The organism is Streptomyces fradiae (assembly GCF_041270065.1).
GTDB lineage: Bacteria > Actinomycetota > Actinomycetes > Streptomycetales > Streptomycetaceae > Streptomyces.
Genome location: NZ_CP065958.1, coordinates 2,560,128 through 2,584,485, shown reverse-complemented (window position 1 = coordinate 2,584,485; position 24,358 = coordinate 2,560,128). Strand labels below are relative to the sequence as shown.

Sequence of the window (24,358 nt, the reverse complement as noted above, 5' to 3'; positions counted from 1 at the left end):
CATTTCGAGGAAGGGCACGGCCGCCGCACGTGAGGGACACACGAGAGAGCCGGCTGCTCCTGGTGCTGCTGATCGCCATCGCGTTCGCACTGATCACGGTGGACATCCGAGGAGGCCAGGAGTCGCCGGTCGACGGTGCCCGACAGGCCGCGGCCGCGGTCTTCGGTCCCGTCGAGAACGGAGTCGCCTCGGCGGTCGACCCCATCGGCAACGCCATAGGAGCGGTCCGCGACTCCGGCGAGCGGCACGACCGGATCGCCGCCCTGGAGCAGGAGAACGCCGCCCTCAAGGCGAAGCTCGGCAGCGACGACCGCAACCGCAGCCGACTGCGCGAGCTCGACGCCATGCTGAAGACCGCCGGCGCCGGCCAGTACGGCATCAAGGGCGCCGAGGTCATCGCCATAGGAGCGGCCCAGGGCTTCTCCTGGACGGTCACCATCGACATCGGCGCCCGCGACGGCATCCGCCGCGACATGACCGTGCTCAACGGCTCCGGCCTGGTCGGCCGGGTCACCACCGTCGGCCCCTCCACGTCGACCGTGCTGCTCGCCAACGACCCCGACTTCACCGTCGGCACCCGCATGGAGAAGACCGACGAGCTCGGCTTCGCCACCGGCCAGGGCGACCGCCCGCTGCTCGTGCAGCTCCTCAACGGCAAGGCCAAGGTCAAGGCCGGAGACCGCCTCGTCACCTTCGGCTCGCAGGCCGACAAGCCCTTCGTGCCCGGCGTGCCGGTCGGCGAGGTGGTCCGCGTCGACCCCTCGGGCGGCGGCCTCACCCGTAACGTCTACGTCCGCCCGTACGTCGGCTTCACCAAGCTCGACATCGTCGGCGTCGTCGTCCAGGCCCCGCGCACCGACCCGCGCGACATGGTCCTGCCGCAGAAGCCCAAGCCGGCCCCGACCGTCACCGTCACGGTCACCCCGCCGCCCCCGGACGGACAGCAGCAGGGCGTGAAGCCGGAGGACCAGGCCCAGGGACAGGCCCAGGACCAGGCACAGAAGCCGGCCGGACAGCAGGACCAGCAGCAGCCGCAGGACCAGGGGGAGACACCGTGAAGATCAACCGCATCCTCCTCTCCGCCGCCCTGATCGTCGTCGCCCTCGTCGTCCAGGTCTCCGTCCTCGCCCGCCTCCAGCTCCCCGGCGCCGTCCCCGACCTCGTCCTGCTCACCGTCGTCGCCCTCGCCCTCGTGTACGGGCACGTCACCGGCGCCCTCGCCGGCTTCAGCGCCGGACTGCTCGCCGACCTCGCGCCGCCCGCCGACCACGCCGCCGGGCGCTACGCCCTGGTGCTGTGCGTCGTCGGCTATCTGTGCGGCCTCGCCAAGCCCGAGAACGGCCGGCTCAAGTCCGCCACCGGCCCGATGACCGTGGTCGTCGTCGCCGCGATCGGCTCCACTCTGCTCTACGCGGGCGTCGGCGCCCTCGTCGGCGACACCGCCGCCCGCCATGTCGGCCTCGGCTTCCTGCTGTTCACCGCGGCCCTCTACGACCTGCTCCTCGCGCCCTTCACCGTGCCGCTGATCATGGCGATCGCCCGGCGCGCGGAGAACGACCCGCTGGCCGACACCAACGGCGGCAGCGGCGCCGACGTCGCCTCCGGCTGGCTGTCCTCCGGCACCGGCCTGCGGATCGGCACCCAGCGCAGCGGCCTGCGCGTCAAGGCCGCCCGCACCCGCGCCTCACGCGCCGGACGCATCAAGGGAGTCAAGCGACTGTGACCCAGGGGGAAGCCGCAGCATGAGCAACATCCCCGAGACCGGGCGGACCCCCCGGGTCCAGATCCGGCTCGTCGTCATCCAGGTCCTCGTCTTCTCGCTGCTCTTCACCCTCGGCGGACGCCTCTGGTACCTCCAGATCCGCAACGGCAAGGAGTACACGGACGAGGCCAAGAACAACCACGTCCAGCAGGTCGTCCAGCCCGCCGTCCGCGGCTCCATCCTGGACGCCCGCGGCGTGCCGCTCGCCGACAACGAGACCCGGCTCGTGGTCTCCGCCTCGCGCACCGAGCTGATGAAGATGAAGGACGACGGCAAGGGCGTCCTCACCCGGCTCGCCGGCATCCTCGGCATGAAGCCCGAGGAGGTCGTCAACAAGATCCGGCTCTGCGACTCCAAGACCCCCAAGCCCTGCTGGAACGGCTCGCCCTACCAGCCGATCCCGGTCACCGACGAGGCCACCACCCAGCAGGCCCTGCAGATCCGCGAGCGCGCCGAGGACTTCCCCGGCATCACCGCCGAGCCCGCCGCCGTACGCCGCTACCCGGCCCCCGGCAAGTCCCGTACCTCCCAGGTCCTCGGCTACCTCTCGCCCGTCACCGACGAAGAGATCACCAAGGCCAAGGACACCGACTCGCCCTATCTGCGCTCCGACCAGGTCGGCCGCTCCGGCCTGGAGCGCACCTACGACAAGCAGCTGCGCGGCAAGGCCGGCGTCACCCGCTACGAGGTCGACAACCTCGGCCGGGTCATCGGCCAGGCCAAGAGCGACCAGGCCGTGCCCGGCGCCAACGTCGTCACCTCCATCGACGCCCGCGTCCAGGCGGTCGCCGAATGGGAGCTGCACAACGCGATGGTCGAGGCCCGCAAGACCTTCGACAAGAACACCAACGAGAACTACAAGGCCGACGCCGGCGCCGTCGTCGTCATGGAGGCGAAGACCGGCCGCGTCGTCGCCATGGCCTCGCAGCCCGACTACGACCCCAACGCCTGGGTCGGCGGCATCTCCGCGAAGGACTACGCGGCCCTCACCGGCAAGAACTCCAACTTCCCGCTGCTCAACCGGGCCATCCAGGGCCAGGCCGCCCCCGGCTCCATCTTCAAGGTCATCTCGACCACCGCCGCCGTCAACGCCGGCTACGACTTCGACGGCCGCTACCCCTGCACCAGCTCGTACTCCATCGGCAACCAGGTCTTCAAGAACTTCGAGTCGCAGAACCACGGCCCGATCTCGCTCGGCCGCGCCCTCGAAGTCTCCTGCGACACCGTCTTCTACGCCCTCGCCCACCAGCAGTGGCAGCGCGACGGCGGGATGAAGCCGAAGAAGAACCCGGGCGACTGGTTCTACAAGACGGCCCACCAGTTCGGCCTCGGCGCCGAGACCGGCATCGACCTCCCCAACGAGGTCACCGGCCGCGTCCCCGACCGCCAGTGGAAGCAGAAGTTCTGGGAGGACAACAAGGACTGGTGGTGCAAGAACGGCAAGAAGGGCGGCACCTACGTCCAGCAGCTCTCCTACGAGAACTGCCTCGAAGGCAACCTGATGCGCGCCGGTGACTCCGTCAACTACTCCATCGGACAGGGCGACACCCTCGTCACCCCCATCCAGATGGCCACCATCTACTCCGCCATCTCCAACGGCGGCACCCTGTGGAACCCCAGCGTCGGCAAGGCCGTCATCAGCGCCGACGGCAAGACCGTGAACGAGATCGCGCCCAAGTCGCACGGCAGGCTCCCGTTCGACGCCAAGACCCGCGACTTGATAGACGAAGCCCTCGCGGGAGTCGCCACCCGCGGTACGGCCGCCTGGCGGTTCGGCGGCTGGCCGCAGGACAAGATCCCGATGCACGCCAAGACGGGTACCGCCGAGGTCTACGGCAAGCAGACGACCTCCTGGTTCGCCACGTACACCAAGGACTACGCGATCGTCATGACGATCGCCCAGGGCGGTACGGGCTCCGGCGCCTCCGGCCCCGCCGTGCGCAACATCTACGACGCGCTGTACGGGCTCGACGACGCCGGCAAGCAGGACCTGAAGAAGGCCCTCCTGCCGCAGCCGCAGAAGGCGCTGCCGAAGATCGAGGCCGACGGCTCCATCGACGCGCCGAAGATCAAGCCGTACGACCCGGAGGCCGGGAAGGTCGACCCGGAGAAGGCGACGGCCGACGGCACCCAGCAGGCCGACCCGCCCGCCGACCCGCCGACGGACCCCGCGAAGAAGCCCGACGACGACCCACAGGAACTCGCGGGCCCGCCCGCCACCCACCGAGGGAGGCTCTGACCCGATGAGCGCACCCCACGGCTTCTCCGTCTCCCGTTACGCCCCCGAGCGCGGCACCCTCGCGAAGCTCACCGCCCGCGACTCGGTGCTCCGCCGGCTCGACTGGCCGATCCTGCTCTCGGCGCTCGCGCTGTCGCTGATCGGCTCGCTGCTCGTGTGGTCCGCGACCCGCGGCCGCACCTCGCTCAACCAGGGCGACCCGTACTACTTCCTCTTCCGGCACGTCCTCAACACCGGCATCGGGCTCGCCCTGATGGTCGGCACGATCTGGCTCGGCCACCGCACCCTGCGCGGGGCCGTGCCGGTCCTCTACGGGATCTCGATCCTGCTGATCCTCGCCGTCCTCACCCCGCTCGGCGCGACCATCAACGGCGCGCACGCGTGGATCGTGATCGGCGGCGGATTCTCGCTCCAGCCCAGCGAGTTCGTGAAGATCACGATCATCCTGGTGATGGCGATGCTGCTCGCCGCGAAGGTCGACGCCGGCGACCAGCTCCACCCCGACCACCGCACCGTCGCCAAGGCCCTCGGCCTCGCCGCCCTGCCGATGGGCATCGTCATGCTGATGCCCGACCTCGGCTCGGTGATGGTCATGGCGGTCATCGTGCTCGGCGTGCTGCTCGCCTCCGGCGCCTCCAACCGCTGGGTCCTCGGCCTGATCGGCGCGGGCGTCGCGGGAGCGGTCCTGGTCACCGCGCTCGGCATGCTCGACGAGTACCAGATCAACCGCTTCGCCGCCTTCGCCAACCCCGACCTCGACCCGGCCGGCGTCGGCTACAACACCAACCAGGCCCGTATCGCCATCGGCTCCGGCGGCCTGCTCGGCGCCGGCCTCTTCAAGGGCTCCCAGACCACCGGCCAGTTCGTCCCCGAACAGCAGACCGACTTCGTCTTCACCGTCGCCGGCGAGGAACTCGGCTTCGTCGGAGCGGGCCTCATCCTGGTCCTGCTCGGCGTCATCCTGTGGCGCGCCTGCCGGATAGCGCGTGAGACGACGGAGCTGTACGGCACGATCGTCGCCGCCGGCATCATCGCCTGGTTCGCCTTCCAGGCCTTCGAGAACATCGGCATGACACTCGGCATCATGCCGGTCGCCGGCCTCCCGCTGCCCTTCGTGTCGTACGGCGGCTCGTCGATGTTCGCGGTGTGGGTGGCGATCGGACTGCTCCAGTCGATCCGCGTGCAGCGCCCGATGACGGCCTAGGGCCTCCGGCCGTAGATTCGTCTCATGGAGACGAAGCGCGAGGTCGAGCGGAAGTACGAGGCCGACGGCGCCGACGTGCCGCTCCCGGACCTGACCGGGGTCCGGGGCGTGGCCGCCGTCCACGACGAGGGCGTCACCGAACTCGACGCCGTCTACTACGACACCGCCGACCTGCGCCTCGCCGCCGCCTCCCTCACCCTCCGCCGCCGCACCGGCGGCGCGGACGCCGGCTGGCACCTCAAGTTCCCGGTCGCCACCGGAATCCGCGACGAGATCAGAGCCCCGCTCTCGGAGAGCCTCCCGGCCTCCCTGGCGGGGCTCCTCCGCTCCCGCACCCGCAACGAGCCCGTCGCCCCCGTCGTCCGCCTCCGCACCTCCCGTGCCGTCCACCACCTGACGGCCCCCGACGGCACCCCCCTCGCCGAACTCTCCACGGACACCGTCCACGCCCAACGCCTCCCCACCGGCCGCGCCACCACCTGGACCGAGATCGAGGTCGAGCTGACGGACGACACGACCGGCGCCGACGAGGCCCTCCTCGACGCGGTCGAGAAGCGCTTGAAGAAGGCGGGCATCCGGCGTTCGTCGTCCCCGTCGAAACTGGCGAGGGCGCTGGAGGAGACGGGTACGGACGTGCCCGAGGCCAGGGGAGGCACGGAGGGCGACGGCACCGCCGGGGCCGCCGTGCTCGCGTACGTACGCACCCAGGTCGACGCCCTCGTCGCCCTCGACCCCGCCGTCCGCCGCGACCTCCCCGACGCCGTCCACCAGATGCGCGTCGCCGCCCGCCGCCTGCGCAGCGCGTTCAAGACGTACCGGAAGGTCCTCGACCGGGCCGTCACCGACCCGGTCGGCGAGGAGCTGAAGTGGCTGGCCGGGGAGCTCGGGCACGCCCGGGACCAGGAGGTGCTCGAGGCCCGGCTGAGCGCCGCGCTCGACGCGCTGCCGCCCGCACTGGTCGTCGGCCCGGCGCGCAAGCGGCTGCGGACCTGGGACAGGACCAGGAGCGGCGAGGCGAAGAGCCGCGGGCTCGTCGCCCTGGACTCCGCCCGCCACCTCGCCCTCCTCGACCGCCTCGACGCCCTCCTCGCCGCCCCGCCCCTGCGCCCCGCCGCCCGCAAGAAGGCGAAGAAGGCCCTCCCCAAGGCCGTCCTGCGCGACTACCGCCGCCTCGCCGACCGCGTCGACCACGCCCTCGCCCTCGACCCCGGCACCGAGCGCGACCTCGCCCTCCACGAGGCCCGCAAGGCCGCCAAGCGCGCCCGCTACGCCGGCGAGGCCGCCACCCCCACCCTCGGCAAGCCCGCCAAGCGCTTCGCCAAACGCATGAAGCGCGTCCAGTCCTGCCTCGGCGACCACCAGGACAGCGTCGTCGCCCGCGCCGCCCTCCTCGACCTCGCGACCGAGGCCCACGAGGCCGGCGAGTCCGCCTTCACCTGGGGCGTTCTGCACGGCCGCGAAGCGCAGGCCGCGGAGGCCGACGAGCGCGCGCTCCCCGAGCTCTGGGACCGGGCCTCCGCCCCGGAAATCCGGGCGGCGCTGACCCACTGAGCACCGGGGTACGCTTGAGAGTCGCCCCCCTGCCAGCTCACGAAGGTTCGAGATGTCTGCTGCCGAGTCTGTCTTCCCGCAGCTCGAAGCTCTGCTCCCGCACGTGCAGAAGCCGATTCAGTACGTCGGTGGAGAGCTGAACTCCACGGTCAAGCCGTGGGAGTCCGCCGACGTCCGCTGGGCGCTGATGTACCCGGACGCGTACGAGGTCGGTCTGCCCAACCAGGGCGTCATGATCCTCTATGAGGTGCTCAACGAGCGCGACGGCGTCCTCGCCGAGCGCACCTACAGCGTGTGGCCGGACCTCGAAGCGCTGATGCGCGAGCACAACGTGCCGCAGTTCACCGTGGACTCGCACCGCCCGGTGAGCGCGTTCGACGTCTTCGGCCTCAGCTTCTCCACCGAGCTCGGCTACACGAACATGCTCACCGCCCTCGACCTGGCGGGCATCCCGCTGGAGTCGAAGGACCGCACCGTCGACCACCCCATCGTGCTCGCCGGCGGCCACGCCGCCTTCAACCCCGAGCCGATCGCGGACTTCATCGACGCGGCGATCATCGGCGACGGCGAGCAGGCCGTGCTCGACATGACCGAGATCATCCGCCAGTGGAAGGCCGAGGGCCGGCCCGGCGGCCGCGAGGAGGTCCTCTTCCGCCTCGCGAAGACCGGCAGCGTCTACATCCCGGGCTTCTACGACGTCGAGTACCTGCCGGACGGCCGCATCGGCCGCGTCGTCCCCAACAAGTCCGGCGTGCCGTGGCGCGTGTCCAAGCACACCGTCATGGACCTCGACGAGTGGCCCTACCCCAAGCAGCCGCTCGTCCCGCTCGCGGAGACCGTCCACGAGCGCATGTCCGTCGAGATCTTCCGCGGCTGCACCCGCGGCTGCCGCTTCTGCCAGGCCGGCATGATCACGCGCCCCGTGCGGGAGCGAAGCATCACCGGCATCGGCGAGATGGTGGAGCGCGGTCTGAAGGCCACCGGCTTCGAGGAGGTCGGCCTCCTCTCCCTGTCCTCCGCGGACCACTCGGAGATCGGCGACATCGCCAAGGGCCTCGCCGACCGCTACACGGACGACAAGGTCGGCCTGTCCCTCCCCTCGACCCGCGTGGACGCGTTCAACGTCGACCTTGCCAACGAGCTGACCCGCAACGGACGCCGCTCCGGCCTCACCTTCGCCCCCGAGGGCGGCTCCGAGCGCATGCGCAAGGTCATCAACAAGATGGTCTCGGAGGAGGACCTGATCCGGACCGTCGCCACCGCCTACGGCAACGGCTGGCGCCAGGTGAAGCTGTACTTCATGTGCGGCCTGCCCACCGAGACCGACGAGGACGTGCTGCAGATCGCCGACATGGCGATCAACGTCATCGCGAAGGGCCGCGAGGTCTCCGGCCAGAACGACATCCGCTGCACCGTCTCCATCGGCGGCTTCGTGCCCAAGCCGCACACGCCGTTCCAGTGGGCCCCGCAGCTGTCGGCCGAGGAGACGGACGAGCGTCTGCAGAAGCTCCGCGACAAGATCCGCGGCGACAAGAAGTACGGCCGCTCGATCGGCTTCCGCTACCACGACGGCAAGCCCGGCATCGTCGAGGGCCTGCTGTCCCGCGGCGACCGCCGCATCGGCGCGGTCATCCGCGCGGTGTACGAGGACGGCGGCCGCTTCGACGGCTGGCGCGAGCACTTCTCGTACGACCGCTGGATGGCGTGCGCCGAGAAGACGCTGCCCGAGTTCGGCGTGGACGTCGCCTGGTACACCACCCGCGAGCGCACCTACGAGGAGGTCCTGCCCTGGGACCACCTGGACTCCGGTCTCGACAAGGACTGGCTCTGGGAGGACTGGCAGGACGCGCTCGACGAGACCGAGGTCGAGGACTGCCGCTGGACCCCGTGCTTCGACTGCGGCGTCTGCCCGCAGATGGACACGCACATCCAGATCGGCCCGACCGGCAAGAAGCTGCTGCCGCTGACGGTCGTGAAGTAGTCCCGGTATTGCGATCGGGTGACGGCCCGGCGGAGGGAGAACCCTCCGCCGGGCCGTCTGCGTCCTTCTCGCCATGAGCACGGAAAACCCGGCGCCGCCCCCACCCGCCGCCCCACACCCGCTGATCCGCATCCCGGTGCGGATCGTCGTGCTGCTCCTGATCCTCCCGATCCGCATGACCTGGGACGCCCTCAAGGCCACCGCCCGCTTCCTCGACCGCACTGTCCTCCGCCCGCTCGGCCGGGCCCTCGCCTGGCCCTTCGTCATGCTGTGGCGGTACGTGGTCGTCGTGCCGTTGGTGTGGTTGTACGGCGCGGTGCTCGCCCCGCTGGGCCGGGGCATCGACTGGCTGCTCACTCGTACGGGCCAGGGGCTGGCCTGGGTGTTCACCGGCCTCGGCCGTGGTCTGGCCTGGCTGCTCATCGGCCTCGGCCGGATCATCGCCTGGCCGTTGGTGATGCTGTGGCGGTACGTGATCGTCGTCCCGGTGGTCTGGCTGTACGGCGCGGTGCTCGCGCCGCTCGGCCGGGGCATCGGCTGGCTGCTCACCCGTACGGGCCACGGCCTGGCGTGGGTGTTCACCGGCCTGGGGCGGGGGCTCGCCTGGTTCTTCGGCGGGATCTGGCAGGGGTTGGCCTGGGGGCTCGTCCGGATCGGCCGCGGCCTCGCCGTCGCCGCGCGGTGGGCCGGGATCGGCGTCGCCTGGCCGTTCGCCGTCCTCTGGCGGTATCTGGTCGTGCCCTTCGTCACGTACGGCATCGTCCGGCCCGCCGGCTGGCTGTGGCGGCGGGTGCTCGCCCCGCTCGGGCGCGAGATCGGCGACGCCATCGGGGTCTGCTGGCGGGCCGCCGGGTTCGTGTCGCGGGCCGTGGGGCGGGCGATCGGGTGGGCGGTGCGCATCCTGCTCGTACGTCCCCTCGCCTGGCTGGGCCGCAACCTGGTCCGGCGGCCCCTCGCCTGGGCGTACCGCCAGGTCTGCAGCCCCGTCGGGCACTGGATCCGCGACGCCGTCTGGAACCCGGCCCGCACCGCGCTCGCCCAGGCCCGCCACGCCGCGCGCACCGCGCTCGCGTCGGCCCGCGACACCGTCCGCCAGGCCCGGCGGGACGCCTGGCGGGCGCTCGTCGGCGGGGCCCGGCCGGACCGGGGCGGGGAACCGCAGGTGGCGGGTGCGCGTACTCTGGGTAGTACAACGAACGTCCCCGGCGCGGCGCCCGCACCCGAGATCTCCCTGCACAAGCAGGGGTGAGCCGGGCGGGACCCCCAGGGCACCACCGCATTTCGAGGGCGGCGCGGACGGCCGCGCCCGCCCCGCACCGAGGAGAAGAACCACTGGGCAAGCGACAGCCCGAAGGCCCGCCGCCCGCACCGGCGGTGCAGCGCATCCGACTGCGCTACACCAAGCGCGGCCGCCTCCGGTTCACCAGCCACCGTGACTTCCAGCGCGCCTTCGAGCGCGCACTGCGCCGTGCCGAGGTGCCCATGGCGTACTCGGCCGGCTTCACCCCGCACCCGAAGGTGTCGTACGCGAACGCCGCACCGACGGGTACCGGCTCCGAGGCCGAGTACCTGGAGATCGCGCTCACCGCGACCCGCGACCCGGAGACCCTGCGGGCCATGCTCGACGAGTCCATGCCGACCGGCCTCGACATCGTCGACGCCGTCGAGGCCCGGACCTCCGGCCTCGCCGACCGGCTCACCGCCTCCGTGTGGGAGCTGCGGCTCGACGGGGTCGACACCGACACGGCCCGCAAGGCCGCCGAGGCGTTTCTCGCGGCCGAGACCGTGGAAGTACAGCGCAAGACCAAGAACGGAATCCGCACCTTCGACACCCGCGGTGCCGTCGTGGAACTGACCGCGGCCCCCGCCCAGGGCGATCCCCAGGGTGATAGGCCGCTGGACAGCGCCTGTGCGATACTGCGGCTGGTTGTTCGGCACGTAGCACCTGCCGTGCGACCCGACGACGTCCTGTCCGGTCTCCGAGCTGTGGCCGACCTGGCGCCGCCGGTCCCCGCAGCGGTGACCAGGCTGGCGCAGGGGCTCTTCGACGAGGAGTCCGGCACGGTGACCGACCCGCTCGCGCCCGACCGCGAGGCAGTCACGGCCGCTCCACCCACGGCCGCCGCGACCGCTTCTGCGACGGCGCCGGGTGCGGGTACCGCGTAGGGAGCGTCGTCGCAGCGCCGCCCTGGTACTCGGGAGCCACCTGGGTCGGGCAGCGCACTGACCAGGAGACTTTCGCCAGGCCGTCCGCAGAAGGCGTACGGAACCGGCGAGCCAGACACTGAAGCTCCCGTGCGGCGCCCGCGCCCCGGACGGCGGCACCGCGCTTCACGCGCGTCCGTGCCGCCGGACCGGAACCAGACGCGGCGCCCGGGAGCGTGACGGGAGAACCGCCCGCATGCTCGAACAGCACGAAGAAAACGAGAACGGCAACGCCGGTGACAAGCTGCCGCCGCGCCGCCGTCGCCGCGCCGCGTCCCGGCCGGCCGGTCCGCCGGTGACGGCCGAAGCCGCCGCCGGGACCACCGAGATCGTGGAGACCACGCCGGTCGCCGCGCCCGTGGCCGAGGCCGCGCCGGTCGAGGAGGCCGCTCCGGCCCCCCGCACCCGCCGCCGCGCCACCCGCAAGGCCACCGCGCCCGAGACCACCCCCGCCCCGGCCGAGGCCGAGGCCGCCGCACCAGTGGCGGAGCCGGCCGCCGAGCCCGAGGCCGCCCCGGCCCCGCGCACCCGCCGCCGTCGCGCCACGCGTGCCACCGCCGCCCCGGCCCCTGAGGCCGCCGAGGCCGTGCCCCCCCGGCCGAGGAGCCCGCCGCCGAGCCCGAGGCCGCTCCGGCGCCCCGTACCCGCCGTCGCGCCACGCGCGCCACCGCCGCTCCGGCCCCCGAGGCTGTCGAGGCCGTGGCCCCGGCCGAGGAGCCGGCCGCCGAGGTCGAGGCCGCTCCGGCGCCCCGTACCCGCCGCCGGGCCACCCGTAAGGCCACCGCGCCCGCCCCGGTCGAGGCCGTGACCGCGGACGTCGCCGCCGAGATCGCCGCGGAGACCTCCGGCGAGGGCCTGCCCGAGGACACCGTCGAGGAGATCGCCTCGCACACCGCCGAGGTCGTCGCCGCCGAGCAGGCCGCCACCCGCGGCCGCACCCGCCGCCGCGCGTCCTCGCCGCAGTTCACCGCCGGCACCGAGGCCGCCCCGGCCAAGGAGGCCAAGGAGGCCGAGGAGGCCCCGCGCGGCCGCCGCGCCGCCCGCCCGGCCGTCGCCGTCTTCCAGGCCCCGGTCTTCACCGAGCCGATGTTCCAGACCCCGGAGACCGCCGCCGCCATGGCCGCGGCCGAGGTCGTCGAGGAGGAGCCGGAGGAGGAGACCGCCGAGGCCGAGACCGTCGCGCCGGTCGTCGAGGCCGTCGAGGCCGAGGAGTCCCCGCGCTCCCGCCGCCGTCGCCGCCGCCGCGGCGAGCCCGTCGCCGTCGAGCCGGTCCCGGCCACCGTCGCCGACGAGCCCGAGGTCGAGTCCACCCCCGAGGCGGAGGCCGAGGTCGAGGGCGAGGCCGAGGAGACCGACGAGTACGAGGACCGGCCGTCCCGCCGCCGTCGTCGTGGTGGCCGCCGCCGGCGCCGCGGTGAGCTCGCCGAGGCCGAGGACACCGAGTCCGAGGAGGGCGAGGAGTTCCACGCCGAGGAGACCGAGGCCGAGGAGGCGGAGGAGTCCGAGGAGGACACCGAGGCCGAGGGCGCCGCGGGCGGCTCCAGCAGCTCCCGCCGCCGTCGCCGCCGCCGTCGCCGCAGCGACGCCGCCGGTGAGGCCGAGGCCGCCGACGAGGACGGCGTCCGCACGGTCGTCAAGGTCCGCGAGCCCCGCCCGGCCCGCGAGAAGGCCGAGCCGTCCGACGAGGTGCAGTCCATCAAGGGCTCCACCCGTCTGGAGGCCAAGAAGCAGCGCCGCCGCGAGGGCCGCGAGCAGGGCCGCCGCCGCGTCCCGATCATCACCGAGGCCGAGTTCCTGGCCCGCCGCGAGGCCGTCGAGCGCGTCATGGTCGTCCGCCAGAACGGCGAGCGCACCCAGATCGGCGTCCTCGAGGACAACGTGCTCGTCGAGCACTACGTCAACAAGGAGCAGGCCACCTCGTACGTCGGCAACGTCTACCTGGGCAAGGTCCAGAACGTGCTGCCGTCGATGGAGGCCGCGTTCGTCGACATCGGCAAGGGCCGCAACGCCGTCCTGTACGCCGGAGAGGTCAACTTCGAGGCGCTCGGCATGGGCAACGGCCCGCGCCGCATCGAGGCCGCCCTCAAGTCCGGCCAGTCGGTCCTGGTGCAGGTCACCAAGGACCCGATCGGCCACAAGGGCGCCCGCCTGACCAGCCAGGTCTCCCTGCCGGGCCGCTACCTCGTGTACGTGCCCGAGGGCTCCATGACCGGCATCAGCCGCAAGCTCCCGGACACCGAGCGCGCGCGTCTGAAGACCATCCTCAAGAAGATCGTCCCCGAGGACGCGGGCGTCATCGTGCGCACCGCCGCCGAGGGCGCGAGCGAGGACGAGCTGCGCCGCGACGTCGAGCGCCTGCAGGCGCAGTGGGCCGACATCCAGAAGAAGGCCACCCAGATCTCGACCTCCGCGCCGAGCCTGCTCTACGGCGAGCCGGACATGACCGTCCGGGTCGTCCGCGACATCTTCAACGAGGACTTCTCCAAGGTCATCGTCAGCGGCGAGGACGCCTGGGAGACCATCCACGGCTACGTGAACCACGTCGCCCCGGACCTGTCGGACCGCCTGTCCAAGTGGACCAGCGAGGTCGACGTCTTCGCGACGTACCGGATCGACGAGCAGCTGATGAAGGCGCTCGACCGCAAGGTCTGGCTGCCGTCCGGCGGCTCGCTGGTGATCGACAAGACCGAGGCGATGGTCGTCGTCGACGTCAACACCGGCAAGTTCACCGGCCAGGGCGGCAACCTCGAGGAGACCGTCACCAGGAACAACCTGGAGGCGGCCGAGGAGATCGTGCGCCAGCTGCGGCTGCGCGACCTCGGCGGCATCGTCGTCATCGACTTCATCGACATGGTCCTGGAGTCCAACCGCGACCTGGTGCTGCGCCGCCTCCTGGAGTGCCTGGGCCGCGACCGGACCAAGCACCAGGTGGCCGAGGTCACCTCGCTCGGCCTGGTCCAGATGACCCGCAAGCGGGTCGGCCAGGGCCTCCTGGAGTCCTTCTCCGAGACCTGCGTCCACTGCAACGGCCGCGGTGTCATCGTCCACATGGAGCAGCCCGCCACCCACGGTGGCGGTGGCGGCGGCAAGCGCTCGAAGAAGCGCGGCCGCGGCGGCGCCGAGCACGTCCACGAGCACGAGCACGAGCACGCCGAGACGGAGCCGACGGAGGCCGAGACCGAGGCCGAGGTCGCCGCCGAGCTCGCCGCCCCGGTGGCTCTGCCCGAGCCGATCGCCGCGGACGAGGAGCTGTACGGCAGCGCCGCCGAGGCCGAGGCCGCCGCCACGCGCGGTCGCGGCCGTCGCCGGGCGACCCGCCGGGTGTCCGCGCCCGTCGCCTCCCCGGCGGTCACCGAGACGGAGACCTACGAGGTCGTCGTACCGGAGCCCAAGGCGGAGCCGAAGGCCGAGGAGCCCGTCGCGGCGCCCGAGCCGGTCGTCGCGCCCGTTGCCGAGCCCGTCGCCGAGGAGGAGGCCGCCCCGGCGCCTCGTACCCGCCGCCGTGCTACCCGTAAGGTCTCCGCGCCGGCCCCCGAGGCCGTCGTCGAGGCGCCGGTCGTGACCGAGGAGGCCCCGGCCGAGACCGTCGAGCCGGTTGCCGAGCCCGTCGCCGAGCCGGTCGTCGAGGAGGCCCCCGTGGCCGCCCCGCCGCGGGCCCGCCGCCGGGTGGTCCGCAAGGCCACCGCTCCGGCCGGTCCGCCGACCGGTGCCGAGGAGGCCGCCGTGGTCGTCGTGGCGTCCGCGCTCCCGGCCGAGCCGGCGGAGAGCGCGGAGGAGGCCGCGGAGGGGGCCGCCGAGACCGAGGCTCCCGCCCCGGCCAAGAAGGCGGCCCGCAAGACCGCCAAGAAGGCCACCGCGAAGAAGGCCGCCACCAAGAAGACGGCGGCCAAGAAGACCGCGGCGAAGAAGACGACCGCCAAGAAGGCGGCCAAGAAGACCGCCGCTCCCGCGCAGGACTGACCCAGTCCCCGACGCGACCCGTGTGGACCGTCCTCCCGCCGAGGACGGTCCACACGGCATTCACCCAGGATCGGAATCAGGAAACCCAGCCCGATGAACAACACCCCCGCTCCCCGCGTGCGCAAGGCCGTCATCCCCGCCGCCGGTCTCGGCACGCGCTTCCTGCCCGCCACCAAGGCGACGCCGAAGGAGATGCTGCCGGTCGTCGACAAGCCGGCCATCCAGTACGTGGTGGAGGAGGCGGTCTCGGCCGGGCTGTCGGACGTCCTGATGATCACGGGCCGCAACAAGCGCCCGCTCGAGGACCACTTCGACCGGAACTACGAGCTGGAGGAGGCGCTCGTCCGCAAGGGCGACGAGGAGCGCCTGGCCCGGGTCCAGGAGTCCAGCGAGCTCGCCACCATGCACTACGTGCGCCAGGGCGACCCGCGCGGCCTCGGCCACGCCGTGCTGTGCGCGCAGCCGCACGTCGGCGACGAGCCCTTCGCGGTGCTCCTCGGCGACGACCTGATCGACCCGCGCGACCCGCTGCTCGCCCGGATGCTGGAGGTCCTCGCCGAGCAGGGCGGCAGCGTCGTCGCCCTCATGGAGGTCGACCCGGCGCAGATCCACCTGTACGGCTGCGCCGCCGTCGAGCCGTCCGCCGACGCCGACGTCGTGCGCATCACCGGCCTGGTCGAGAAGCCGGACCCGGCCGAGGCGCCCAGCAACTACGCGATCATCGGCCGCTACGTCCTCGACCCGGCCGTCTTCGACGTGCTGAGCGGGACCGAGCCGGGCCGCGGCGGCGAGATCCAGCTGACCGACGCCCTGCAGAAGATGGCCGCCGACCAGCGGCTCGGCGGGCCGGTGCACGGCGTGGTCTTCAAGGGCCGCCGCTACGACACCGGTGACCGCGGCGACTACCTGCGCGCCATCGTGCGCCTCGCCTGCGAGCGCGAGGACCTGGGCCCGGACTTCCGCGCCTGGCTCAAGGGCTTCGTCGCCGAGACGGACGCGAGCGCCGGCACCGTCTGACACTTCGACCGGGATTTGACCCCTTCCGGGGCCCGCCCGTAACCTAGACCGTCGGCGTGTCGACTGGCACGCCACCACCTCTGAGCACCTTCCTCCCAGCTCACGCCGGGAGAGGCCGCGGTCCGTCAGGGCAGGCGGCTGGCGTCAGAGGTCCCTTTACCGAGTGAGAGAGAGATCCGCGTGTACGCCATCGTGCGCAGCGGTGGTCGCCAGCACAAGGTTGCTGTCGGCGACATCGTTGAGGTTGACAAGATTTCCACCGCCAAGGCTGGCGACACGGTCGAGCTCTCGACCCTGCTCGTCGTCGACGGCGACGCCGTGACCAGCGACCCGTGGGTCCTGGCGGGCATCAAGGTCCAGGCCGAGGTCGTGGACCACACCAAGGGCGCCAAGATCGACATCCTGCGCTACAAGAACAAGACCGGCTACCGCCGTCGCCAGGGTCACCGTCAGCAGTACACGGCGATCAAGGTCACGTCCATCCCGACGGCCGCGAAGTAAAGAGGGACTGAGCAATGGCACACAAGAAGGGCGCATCGTCCACCCGGAACGGTCGCGATTCCAACGCCCAGCGGCTCGGCGTGAAGCGCTTCGGCGGTCAGGTCGTCAACGCGGGTGAGATCCTGGTCCGCCAGCGCGGCACCCACTTCCACCCGGGCTCGGGTGTCGGTCGCGGTGGCGACGACACGCTGTTCGCCCTGCAGGCCGGTTCGGTGCAGTTCGGCACCTTCCGTGGCCGCAAGGTCGTGAACATCGTTCCGGTCGCCTGATCGGAACAGCTTGGCGGAGGCGGACCTCACTTCCCGTAAGGGAAGCGGGTCCGCCTTTCGCGTGTTACTAGATAGACATTCCCACCCATAGCTTTAGCTCTCTGGAGGCCCAACCATGACCACCTTCGTGGACCGCGTCGAGCTGCACGTCGCCGCGGGTAACGGAGGCCACGGCTGCGCCTCCGTCCACCGGGAGAAGTTCAAGCCGCTCGGCGGCCCGGACGGCGGCAACGGCGGCCGTGGCGGCGATGTGATCCTCACGGTGGACCAGTCGGTGACCACGCTCCTCGAGTACCACCACTCGCCGCACCGCAAGGCCACCAACGGCAAGCCCGGTGAGGGCGGCAACCGCGCGGGCAAGGACGGTCAGGACCTGGTCCTGACCGTGCCCGACGGCACCGTCATCCTCGACAAGAAGGGCAATGTGCTCGCCGACCTGGTCGGCGAGGGCACCACCTACGTGGCGGCCCAGGGCGGCCGCGGCGGCCTCGGCAACGCGGCGCTGTCCTCGGCCCGCCGCAAGGCCCCCGGCTTCGCGCTGCTCGGCGAGCCCGGCGACCTCCAGGACATCGTCCTGGAGCTGAAGACGGTCGCCGACGTGGCGCTCGTCGGCTACCCGAGCGCCGGCAAGTCGTCGCTGATCTCCGTCCTCTCGGCCGCCAAGCCGAAGATCGCGGACTACCCCTTCACGACGCTCGTCCCCAACCTCGGCGTGGTCACGGCCGGCTCGACCGTCTACACCATCGCCGACGTCCCCGGCCTCATCCCCGGCGCCAGCCAGGGCCGCGGCCTGGGCCTGGAGTTCCTGCGCCACGTCGAGCGCTGCTCGGTCCTGGTGCACGTCCTCGACACCGCGACCCTGGAGTCCGACCGGGACCCGGTCAGCGACCTGGACGCGATCGAGGAGGAGCTGACGCAGTACGGCGGCCTCGGCGACCGCCCGCGCATCGTCGTCCTCAACAAGATCGACGTCCCGGACGGCAAGGACCTCGCGGACATGATCCGCCCGGACCTGGAGGAGCGCGGCTACCGCGTCTTCGAGATCTCCGCGGTCGCCCGTACGGGCCTCAAGGAGCTCTCCTACGCGATCGCCGACATCGTCGCGAAGGCCCGCGCGGCCAAGCCGAAGGAGGAGGCGACCCGGATCGTCATCCGCCCGAAGGCGGTCGACGACGCCGGCTTCACCGTCACCTACGAGGAGCACGAGGACCTGTACCGCGTGCGCGGCGAGAAGCCCGAGCGCTGGGTCCGCCAGACCGACTTCAACAACGACGAGGCCGTCGGCTACCTCGCGGACCGCCTCAACCGCCTCGGCGTCGAGGACGAGCTCATGAAGGCCGGCGCCCGCGCCGGCGACGGCGTCGCCATCGGCCCCGAGGACAACGCGGTCGTCTTCGACTGGGAGCCCTCCATGGTCTCCGGCGCCGAAATGCTCGGCCGCCGCGGCGAGGACCACCGTCTGGAAGCCCCTCGTCCGGCCGCCCAGCGCCGCCGCGACCGGGACGCCGAGCGGGACGACGCGCAGCGCGAGTTCGACGAGTTCAACCCGTTCTAAGGCGCACTAAAGGGGCCCGGCCTCCTCTCACGAGGAGGCCGGGCCCCTTTGCGTACATCCGTCAGGTCGTCAGGCGACCGGGGTCGGAACGGGCTCCGGGTCCGAGTCGGGGTTTTCGCGCTGGGACTCGGTGGGCTGCGAGGGCTCCGGGTCCGGGGTCGGGCCGAAGTTCGGCTTCGCGCGGAGGAGCGGGAGCAGCAGGATGCCGAGGAAGATCGGGCCGATCATGTAGCGCCACAGCGGCGCCGGGTTCGCGGCCAGGACCGTCAGCTGGAGGCCCAGCGTCACGGAGACCAGGGCCAGCGTGCCCTTCAGCTTGGTGCGGCGGCGGTACAGCAGCACGATCAGGTACGACGCGTAGCACCAGATCGCCCCGCGGAACAGCAGCCACTGCAGCTGCGGCACCTTGAACGCGCGCCACGAGAAGTCCGCGACCTTGTGCAGCGGCTCCGACAGCGGCCGGATCTTCAGCTTCGGCCGGTACTCGCTGTGCTTGATGTCGTCGTTCCACTTGAGGTACGAGAACAGCGTCTTCGACGTCTGCGGGTCACTCAGCAGCGTGTTCGCCCGCAGCTCCTTCGGGCCCGGGAAGATCGCCCACGCGATGTGCGCCCGGCACACCCGCGCCCCGATGACCAGGTCCGGCGTGCGCTTCATGACCCGCTTCCACAGGGCCATCAGCTCGTCGTTGCGCTCCGCCGCGAGCGGCCGGTTCATCGGCGGGGACTCCATCGCCCAGTCCGCGTTGTAGCAGTTCGCGGCGCGGCCCTTCCAGTGGGACAACGGCGCGATGCTGGACATCAGCGCCTTGTCCTCCTTGGTGAAGAAGCCCGGGCGCTGCCCGTACGCGACCGCGATGTCCGCGTAGAAGAAGGCGTACACCGCGTCCTTCGGCGGCGTCTTCACGCCGGCCGCCGGGTAGATCACGGCGGTCAGCAGACCGAAGATCAGCACCGGCACGGCGGTCGCCGCGAGCACCCACTTCCGCATCGACGGCAGCGCGATCAGCAGGATCGGCGCCGCGACGACGCCGACCAGGATGCCGTTGTTGCGGAACAGTGCGAGCGACAGGAAGCCCAGGAAGAGCAGGCCGACCGTGCGGTAGAACTCCCTGTCGCGGACGGCCTGCCGGCCCCGGGCCCGACGGGCCGCGAGCCGGCCCGCCGCGCCGAAGGCGAGGACCGCGCCGATGACGAACGGCACGTCCTTCCAGACGAAGATCACGAAGACCGCCGTCGGCGGCAGCAGCGCCGGCACGCTCGCGGCGACGGCCGCCCACCGCTGCCGGACACCCCACGCGCGCAGGGTGACGGAGCAGTAGGCGAGCGCCGCCGACATCGCGACGGTCTGCGCCAGCGTCAGGATCCACAGATCACCGGTGGTGTTCAGCGACAGCCACACCAGCGAGTCGTAGACCACCGAGTGGTTCGACTCCCAGTGGTTCGTCGTGACGTGCCACACGTAGGTGATCGAGTCGTAGCTCAGCGCTCCGGGGAAGAACGCCGCCCACCACAGCAGGAAGAGAAACTGCGTCGTGGCGAAGACCGCCACGGGCAGTCGGCGCTTCTCCGGGATTCTCTTCCACTGCTTGCTGAGGAAGGCGTTGCGCGGGAGTTTCAAACTCGGCTCCGCTGGGCATCGTGGTTGGACGTTCGGGACAGTCGAACAGACTAGTCGGTTCAGACGGTCTCTCGGTCACGCGGCCTGGCCACCTCGGCCAGCGGCTGCTGCCCGGGGCGCGGCGGCACCGGACGCTCGCCGATCGGCAGCACCGGCGGCACCTCGTCCTGGCCGAGGAACACCTTGCGGACCACGCGCTCGGCCGCCCGGCCGTCGTCGAACTCGCAGAAGGTCTTGCGGAACTCGGCGCGGGCCGCGTCCGACTCGGGACCGTTCCAGCGGCCCGAGGTGAAGACCTCCAGGAGCTCCTCCTCGGTCTGCACGGTCAGACCGGGGGAGTCGACGGTGACGTCGAAGTAGGTGCCGCGGGTCGTGCGGTACACCTCCCAGTCGTTCGCGTAGATCACGACCGGACGGTCGAGGTTCGCGTAGTCGAACATCACCGACGAGTAGTCGGTGAGCAGGCAGTCCGCGGCGAGGTACAGCTCCTCGACCGAGGGGTGGCTGCTCACGTCGACCAACCGCGCGCTGCCGGTCGAACCGGCGGCCAGCAGGCTCTGGTCGTAGAAGTAGTGCGCGCGCACCAGCAGGGTGAACTCGGAGCCGAGGGTCTCGGCGAACTTCTCCAGGTCCAGCATCTGCTTGGGGGCGTCGTGGTAGTCGCGGTGCGTCGGCGTGTAGAGGATCACCTGGGTGCCCTCGGCGATGCCGAGCTTCTTGCGGGCCGCGGCCACGTCCGCCGCCGACGCGTTGACCAGCTGGTCGTTGCGCGGGTAGCCGTACTCGAGCGCCTCGTAGAACGAGGGGTAGGCACGGTCCCAGGCGGCGGTGGAGAAGCTGTTGGACGTGAGGCTGTAGTCCCAGCGGTCCACCCGGTCCATCAGCCGGACCAGGTTCATGCCGCGCCGGCCGACCGGGTACTCGGCCAGGTCGACGCCCATGCGCTTGAGCGGGGTGCCGTGGTGGGTCTGGAGGTGCACCTGGCCCTCGCGCTTGACCACGGACGGCGGGAAGTTCACGTTGTTGACGAAGTACTTGCCGCGGGCCATCGCCTTCCAGAACCCGAGCGAGCCCGGGTGCACGGTCGGCACGCCCTTCGGCGGACGGCTGGTGGCGTCGTTCTTGAGGACCCACACCGCCTTCATGCCGGGGGCGAGTTCCTTCATCTTCTCGTGGATCGCCGCCGGGTTGCAGGAGTACGAGCCGTTCCAGTACGCCGCGAACACGGCGACGTCCTGCTGGACCGGCAGCATCCGCTGGGCCCGGTAGTAGGCCTGCAGCACGCGCTTGCGCAGCTTCTTCTTCAGCTTCGCCGGCACGGACTTCTTCGCCCGGAGCGAGCGGACCGTCTTGCGGGCCTTCTCCCGGTGCTTCGCCGGGATCATCTGGCCCTTGCCCTTCGGCGCGGCCGGCACGCCCGCCGGACGGAGCCGGCCCTCGGCCTCGGCCCAGCGCTCGCGGAACTCGGCGCGCGCGTCGTCGGGGAGCCGGCCGGGGGAGACGTCGACCACCCGGAAGTGGTTGACCATCCGCTCGTACAGCGCGCCCCGGTACTCGTCGAACTGCGGGTTCTCGTCGAGGAACTTGAAGACCAGGTCGTACTGGTCGAACACGTCGAAGTGCTTGCGGCTGGTGCTGTGCAGGATCGAGCCCTGGCGCCGCTGGCGGTAGTAGACGCAGACGCGGTCGAGCACGGCGATGGTCTCCGCCGCGATCATGACCGGGTAGGTCCAGGGGGTGTCCTCGTAGTAGCCCGAGGGGTACTGGAAGCCCCACTGCTCGACGAAGTCGCGGCGGTACGCCTTGTTCCAGGCGACCTGCAGCAGGCCGAGCAGCTCCGGCTGCTTCTTCAGCGGGAAGACGCCCTGCTTGGCGGCCTTGGCCAGCACGTCGGCGCGGGCGTTCGGGGTGACCCGGCCGTCCCAGTGGGTCCGCGAGTAGTCGAAGATCACCAGGTCCGGGTCCGCGGCCTCCTCGATGCGGCGGGCGATGGCCTGGAGCGAGCCGGGCAGCATCGTGTCGTCGCTGTCGAGGAAGAGCAGGTACTTGCCCTTGGCCCGGGCCATGCCCGCGTTGCGGGCCTTCCCGAGACCGACGTTCTGCTCCAGGTGCATCGCCACGACGCGCTCGTCGGCCTTGGCGTAGTCGTCGATGATCGCGCCGCAACCGTCCGGCGAGCAGTCGTTGACGACCAGGAGCTCGTAGTCCCGGAACGACTGCTCCAGCACCGAGTCCAGACAGTCCCGCAGGAACGCCTGCACCTTGTACGTGGGCACGATGATGCTGAACAGGGGCACTTCGGAACCGGAGGGGGATTGCGTCTGTGTCATCTCAATACCGTGGAATCTGACGTGGGAGACAGGGGCGTGACCGCCGGGTCAGCGCTGACTCGTGGACAGGGCGTAGCCGAGGAGCGTGCGTATGGTCTTCGACTGTCCGTGGCGCAGCGCCCCCGGAACCATTGTCAGCGCGTGCAGCCGCATGGACAGGTGCCGACGCGCGGCACGCGCGGCCTTGGACCAGCCGTGTGCGTCGAGTTCGTCGGCGACCTGGTGGAAGAAGCGCACGGCCTCGCCGAAGCGGGCGCCGGAGACGGCTTCCGCGGAGGAGAGGCTGCCGGAGTGCCGGCGGTAGCGGAACGCGGTCGTCGGCTCGACGACCAGCTTCCCGCCGCGCCGGATCAGCTCGATGATCAGCGCCAGGTCCTGGATGACCGACAGGTCCTCCCGGAAGCTGACCTCCTTGACCGCTGCGGCGCGCCAGACGATGGACGGGAAGTAGAGCCAGTTGCCGCCGAGCAGGTTGGCGGCGAGCGGCTCGCCGGAGAGCACCAGGCGGCGGCCGGTGTCCTTCGGCGCGTACAGCCGCTTCTTGACCTCGTCGCCGAGGGTGGAGGACCGGTTGCCGTGCTCGTCGATGACCTCGACGCCCGGCTGGTAGATCGTGGCGTCGGGGACGGCCGCGATGGCGGCGCGCATGGTCTCGACGTAGTTCGGCAGCAGCAGGTCGTCGCTGCCGAGCATGCTGAAGTGGGTGGATTCCACCAGGTCGACGCACTTGCGGAAGTTCCGGGTGATGCCCAGGTTCTGCTCGTTGCGCTGGTAGCGCACCCGGTCGTCGCCGAGCGAGGCGAACCACTCGGGGACGCCGGGTTCCCTGCCGTCGTCGACGACGGTCAGCCGCCAGTTCCCGTCGGTCTGCTCCAGGACGCTGCGCACGGCGGCCTGCATCAGACCGGTGTCGCCGTAGTGCGGGAGCATGATGTCGAGCGGGGCGGCGCCGGCCGTGCTGTCGCTGTGGGGCACTGCGGTCACTTGCCCTTCCCCTTGGGGCCGAGGGCCGAGCGGCGGCTGAGCGCGAGCAGCAGGATCATGCCGATCCGGCCCAGGTAGAGGGTGGCCTTCCACGGCGACTGGCTGGGGGTGCCGGTGGCCCGCGGGCGCATCGCGACGGGCACCTGCTCGACGCGGTAGCCGGCCCGGACGACGGCGATGGTGGACTCCACCGTGTCGCCCAGGTACTCCACGGGGTACCAGTGCGCGAAGACGTCGATCAGGTCGCGGTTGGAGGCGCGGAAGCCGGAGGTGACGTCGGTCAGCTTGGTCTTCGCCATCTTCGACAGCCAGAAGGCGAGGACGACCATGGCCCACTTGCGCGGGCCGCGGGTCTCGTACGCGCCGGTGCCGGCGAAACGGGCGCCCATGACGAGGTCGGCGCCGCCGTCGAGGCGGGCGAGCAGCTCGGGCACGTTGCGCGGGTCGTGCTGGCCGTCGGCGTCGACCTGGATGGCCACGTCGTAGCCGCGGTCGTGCGCGTACCGGTAGCCGGCCCGCATCGCGCCGCCGACACCGAGGTTGTACGGCAGGGTCATCACGGTCGCGCCGGCGCCGCGCGCGACGGCGCTGGTGTCGTCGGCCGATCCGTCGTCCACCACGAGGACGTCGACGCCGGGGAGGGTCGTGTAGACCTCCTTGACGACGTCGGCGACGCCCTCGGCCTCGTTCCACGCGGGCATGATGATCAATACGCGCTTGCCGTCGATCACTTGAGGCCCCCCTGCCCGGCCCGGTCGGCCGCCTCCCCGGACGCCGCGTGTTCCGCGACCTGCTTCTGCAGTTCCTTCACGTCGATGCGCAGCAGCGCGACTTCCTCCGAAAGGGTGCGCCCCTCTTCCTCGAGATGACCCACCTCCCAGCTGAGCTGGAGGCAGACGATGAAGAGGAAGGCGACACTGAGGAAGAGCAGCAGGCTCACACCGGAGCGGACGCCCACCGCGGCGGCGACCGAGTCGAGACCGCTCGGGAAGAAGCCGAGGGGGATGATCACCAGACCGGTGAGCACCCAGAGGAAGGCGTACTTCTCCTTGAGCTTGCGACGGCGCAGCAGCTCGATGATGCACGCGACAAGGAAGACTCCGGTGACCGAAGTCAGCATCCACAACTTCACGCGGGGCTCCGGTCTATCGGACGACTCATGGAAACGGCCTGTCTACTT

At 71.5% G+C, this 24,358-nt stretch carries 17 protein-coding genes and 1 pseudogene; 13 read left to right on the top strand and 5 right to left on the bottom strand.

Annotated features, from left to right (window positions below):
* Window positions 1-29 precede the first annotated feature (29 nt).
* From mreC to obgE, 13 genes and pseudogenes are all read left to right on the top strand, one after another.
* Window positions 30-1,058, top strand: coding sequence for a rod shape-determining protein MreC (gene mreC / locus JAO84_RS11625; protein ID WP_370412797.1), 1,029 nt, complete (start codon window positions 30-32; stop codon window positions 1,056-1,058).
* Complete coding sequence (mreD, locus tag JAO84_RS11620; RefSeq protein ID WP_265862377.1) at window positions 1,055-1,723, top strand: rod shape-determining protein MreD; 669 nt, start codon at window positions 1,055-1,057, stop codon at window positions 1,721-1,723. Before mreC ends, mreD begins: the two co-directional genes overlap by 4 nt.
* 19 nt (window positions 1,724-1,742) lie before the next feature.
* A complete protein-coding gene (gene mrdA, locus JAO84_RS11615) occupies window positions 1,743-4,001 on the top strand; it encodes a penicillin-binding protein 2 (RefSeq protein ID WP_370412796.1) in 2,259 nt (752 codons plus the stop codon).
* A gap of 4 nt (window positions 4,002-4,005) precedes the next feature.
* Entirely contained in the window at window positions 4,006-5,205 is a 1,200-nt protein-coding gene (rodA, locus tag JAO84_RS11610) for a rod shape-determining protein RodA (protein ID WP_370412795.1), read from the top strand.
* Window positions 5,206-5,229: 24 nt separating this feature from the next.
* Complete coding sequence (locus JAO84_RS11605; protein WP_370412794.1) at window positions 5,230-6,756, top strand: CHAD domain-containing protein; 1,527 nt, start codon at window positions 5,230-5,232, stop codon at window positions 6,754-6,756.
* Between the two features lie 52 nt (window positions 6,757-6,808).
* The gene (locus JAO84_RS11600) at window positions 6,809-8,737 is read left to right on the top strand and encodes a TIGR03960 family B12-binding radical SAM protein (RefSeq protein ID WP_265862372.1); all 1,929 of its coding nucleotides are present in this window, start codon (window positions 6,809-6,811) and stop codon (window positions 8,735-8,737) included.
* Between the two features lie 73 nt (window positions 8,738-8,810).
* The gene (locus JAO84_RS11595; RefSeq protein WP_370412793.1) at window positions 8,811-9,986 is read left to right on the top strand and encodes a hypothetical protein; all 1,176 of its coding nucleotides are present in this window, start codon (window positions 8,811-8,813) and stop codon (window positions 9,984-9,986) included.
* A 125-nt stretch (window positions 9,987-10,111) separates the two neighbouring features.
* Window positions 10,112-10,903, top strand: a complete 792-nt coding sequence (locus tag JAO84_RS11590) for a TIGR03936 family radical SAM-associated protein (protein WP_370412792.1) — start codon at window positions 10,112-10,114, stop codon at window positions 10,901-10,903.
* A gap of 283 nt (window positions 10,904-11,186) precedes the next feature.
* Window positions 11,187-14,902: pseudogene (locus JAO84_RS11585) on the top strand (Rne/Rng family ribonuclease).
* Window positions 14,903-14,995: 93 nt separating this feature from the next.
* The gene (gene galU / locus JAO84_RS11580; RefSeq protein ID WP_370412791.1) at window positions 14,996-15,919 is read left to right on the top strand and encodes a UTP--glucose-1-phosphate uridylyltransferase GalU; all 924 of its coding nucleotides are present in this window, start codon (window positions 14,996-14,998) and stop codon (window positions 15,917-15,919) included.
* Window positions 15,920-16,099: 180 nt separating this feature from the next.
* The gene (gene rplU, locus JAO84_RS11575; RefSeq protein ID WP_265862363.1) at window positions 16,100-16,420 is read left to right on the top strand and encodes a 50S ribosomal protein L21; all 321 of its coding nucleotides are present in this window, start codon (window positions 16,100-16,102) and stop codon (window positions 16,418-16,420) included.
* Between the two features lie 14 nt (window positions 16,421-16,434).
* Complete coding sequence (rpmA, locus tag JAO84_RS11570; RefSeq protein WP_030494090.1) at window positions 16,435-16,689, top strand: 50S ribosomal protein L27; 255 nt, start codon at window positions 16,435-16,437, stop codon at window positions 16,687-16,689.
* 115 nt (window positions 16,690-16,804) lie between these two features.
* Window positions 16,805-18,244 carry a GTPase ObgE gene (gene obgE, locus JAO84_RS11565; RefSeq protein WP_370412790.1) on the top strand — a complete coding sequence of 480 codons (1,440 nt, stop codon included), beginning with the start codon at window positions 16,805-16,807 and terminating at the stop codon, window positions 18,242-18,244.
* A gap of 69 nt (window positions 18,245-18,313) precedes the next feature.
* Here obgE and JAO84_RS11560 read toward each other — a convergent pair whose 3' ends face one another.
* From JAO84_RS11560 to JAO84_RS11540, 5 genes are read right to left on the bottom strand one after another with little or no spacing between them, the layout of a single operon-like run.
* Window positions 18,314-19,864 carry a hypothetical protein gene (locus JAO84_RS11560; protein ID WP_370412789.1) on the bottom strand — a complete coding sequence of 517 codons (1,551 nt, stop codon included), beginning with the start codon at window positions 19,862-19,864 and terminating at the stop codon, window positions 18,314-18,316.
* Window positions 19,865-19,923: 59 nt separating this feature from the next.
* Window positions 19,924-22,194: a CDP-glycerol glycerophosphotransferase family protein gene (locus JAO84_RS11555; protein ID WP_370412788.1), complete on the bottom strand. Its 2,271-nt coding sequence runs from the start codon at window positions 22,192-22,194 to the stop codon at window positions 19,924-19,926.
* Window positions 22,195-22,242: 48 nt separating this feature from the next.
* Window positions 22,243-23,178: a glycosyltransferase family 2 protein gene (locus tag JAO84_RS11550; RefSeq protein WP_370412787.1), complete on the bottom strand. Its 936-nt coding sequence runs from the start codon at window positions 23,176-23,178 to the stop codon at window positions 22,243-22,245.
* On the bottom strand, window positions 23,175-23,909 hold the full coding sequence (locus tag JAO84_RS11545; RefSeq protein WP_265862349.1) for a glycosyltransferase family 2 protein: 735 nt from the start codon (window positions 23,907-23,909) through the stop codon (window positions 23,175-23,177). The genes JAO84_RS11550 and JAO84_RS11545 overlap by 4 nt, the downstream gene beginning before the upstream one ends.
* Window positions 23,906-24,298: a DUF2304 domain-containing protein gene (locus JAO84_RS11540; RefSeq protein ID WP_370412786.1), complete on the bottom strand. Its 393-nt coding sequence runs from the start codon at window positions 24,296-24,298 to the stop codon at window positions 23,906-23,908. Before JAO84_RS11540 ends, JAO84_RS11545 begins: the two co-directional genes overlap by 4 nt.
* Between the last annotated feature and the right edge of the window lie 60 nt (window positions 24,299-24,358).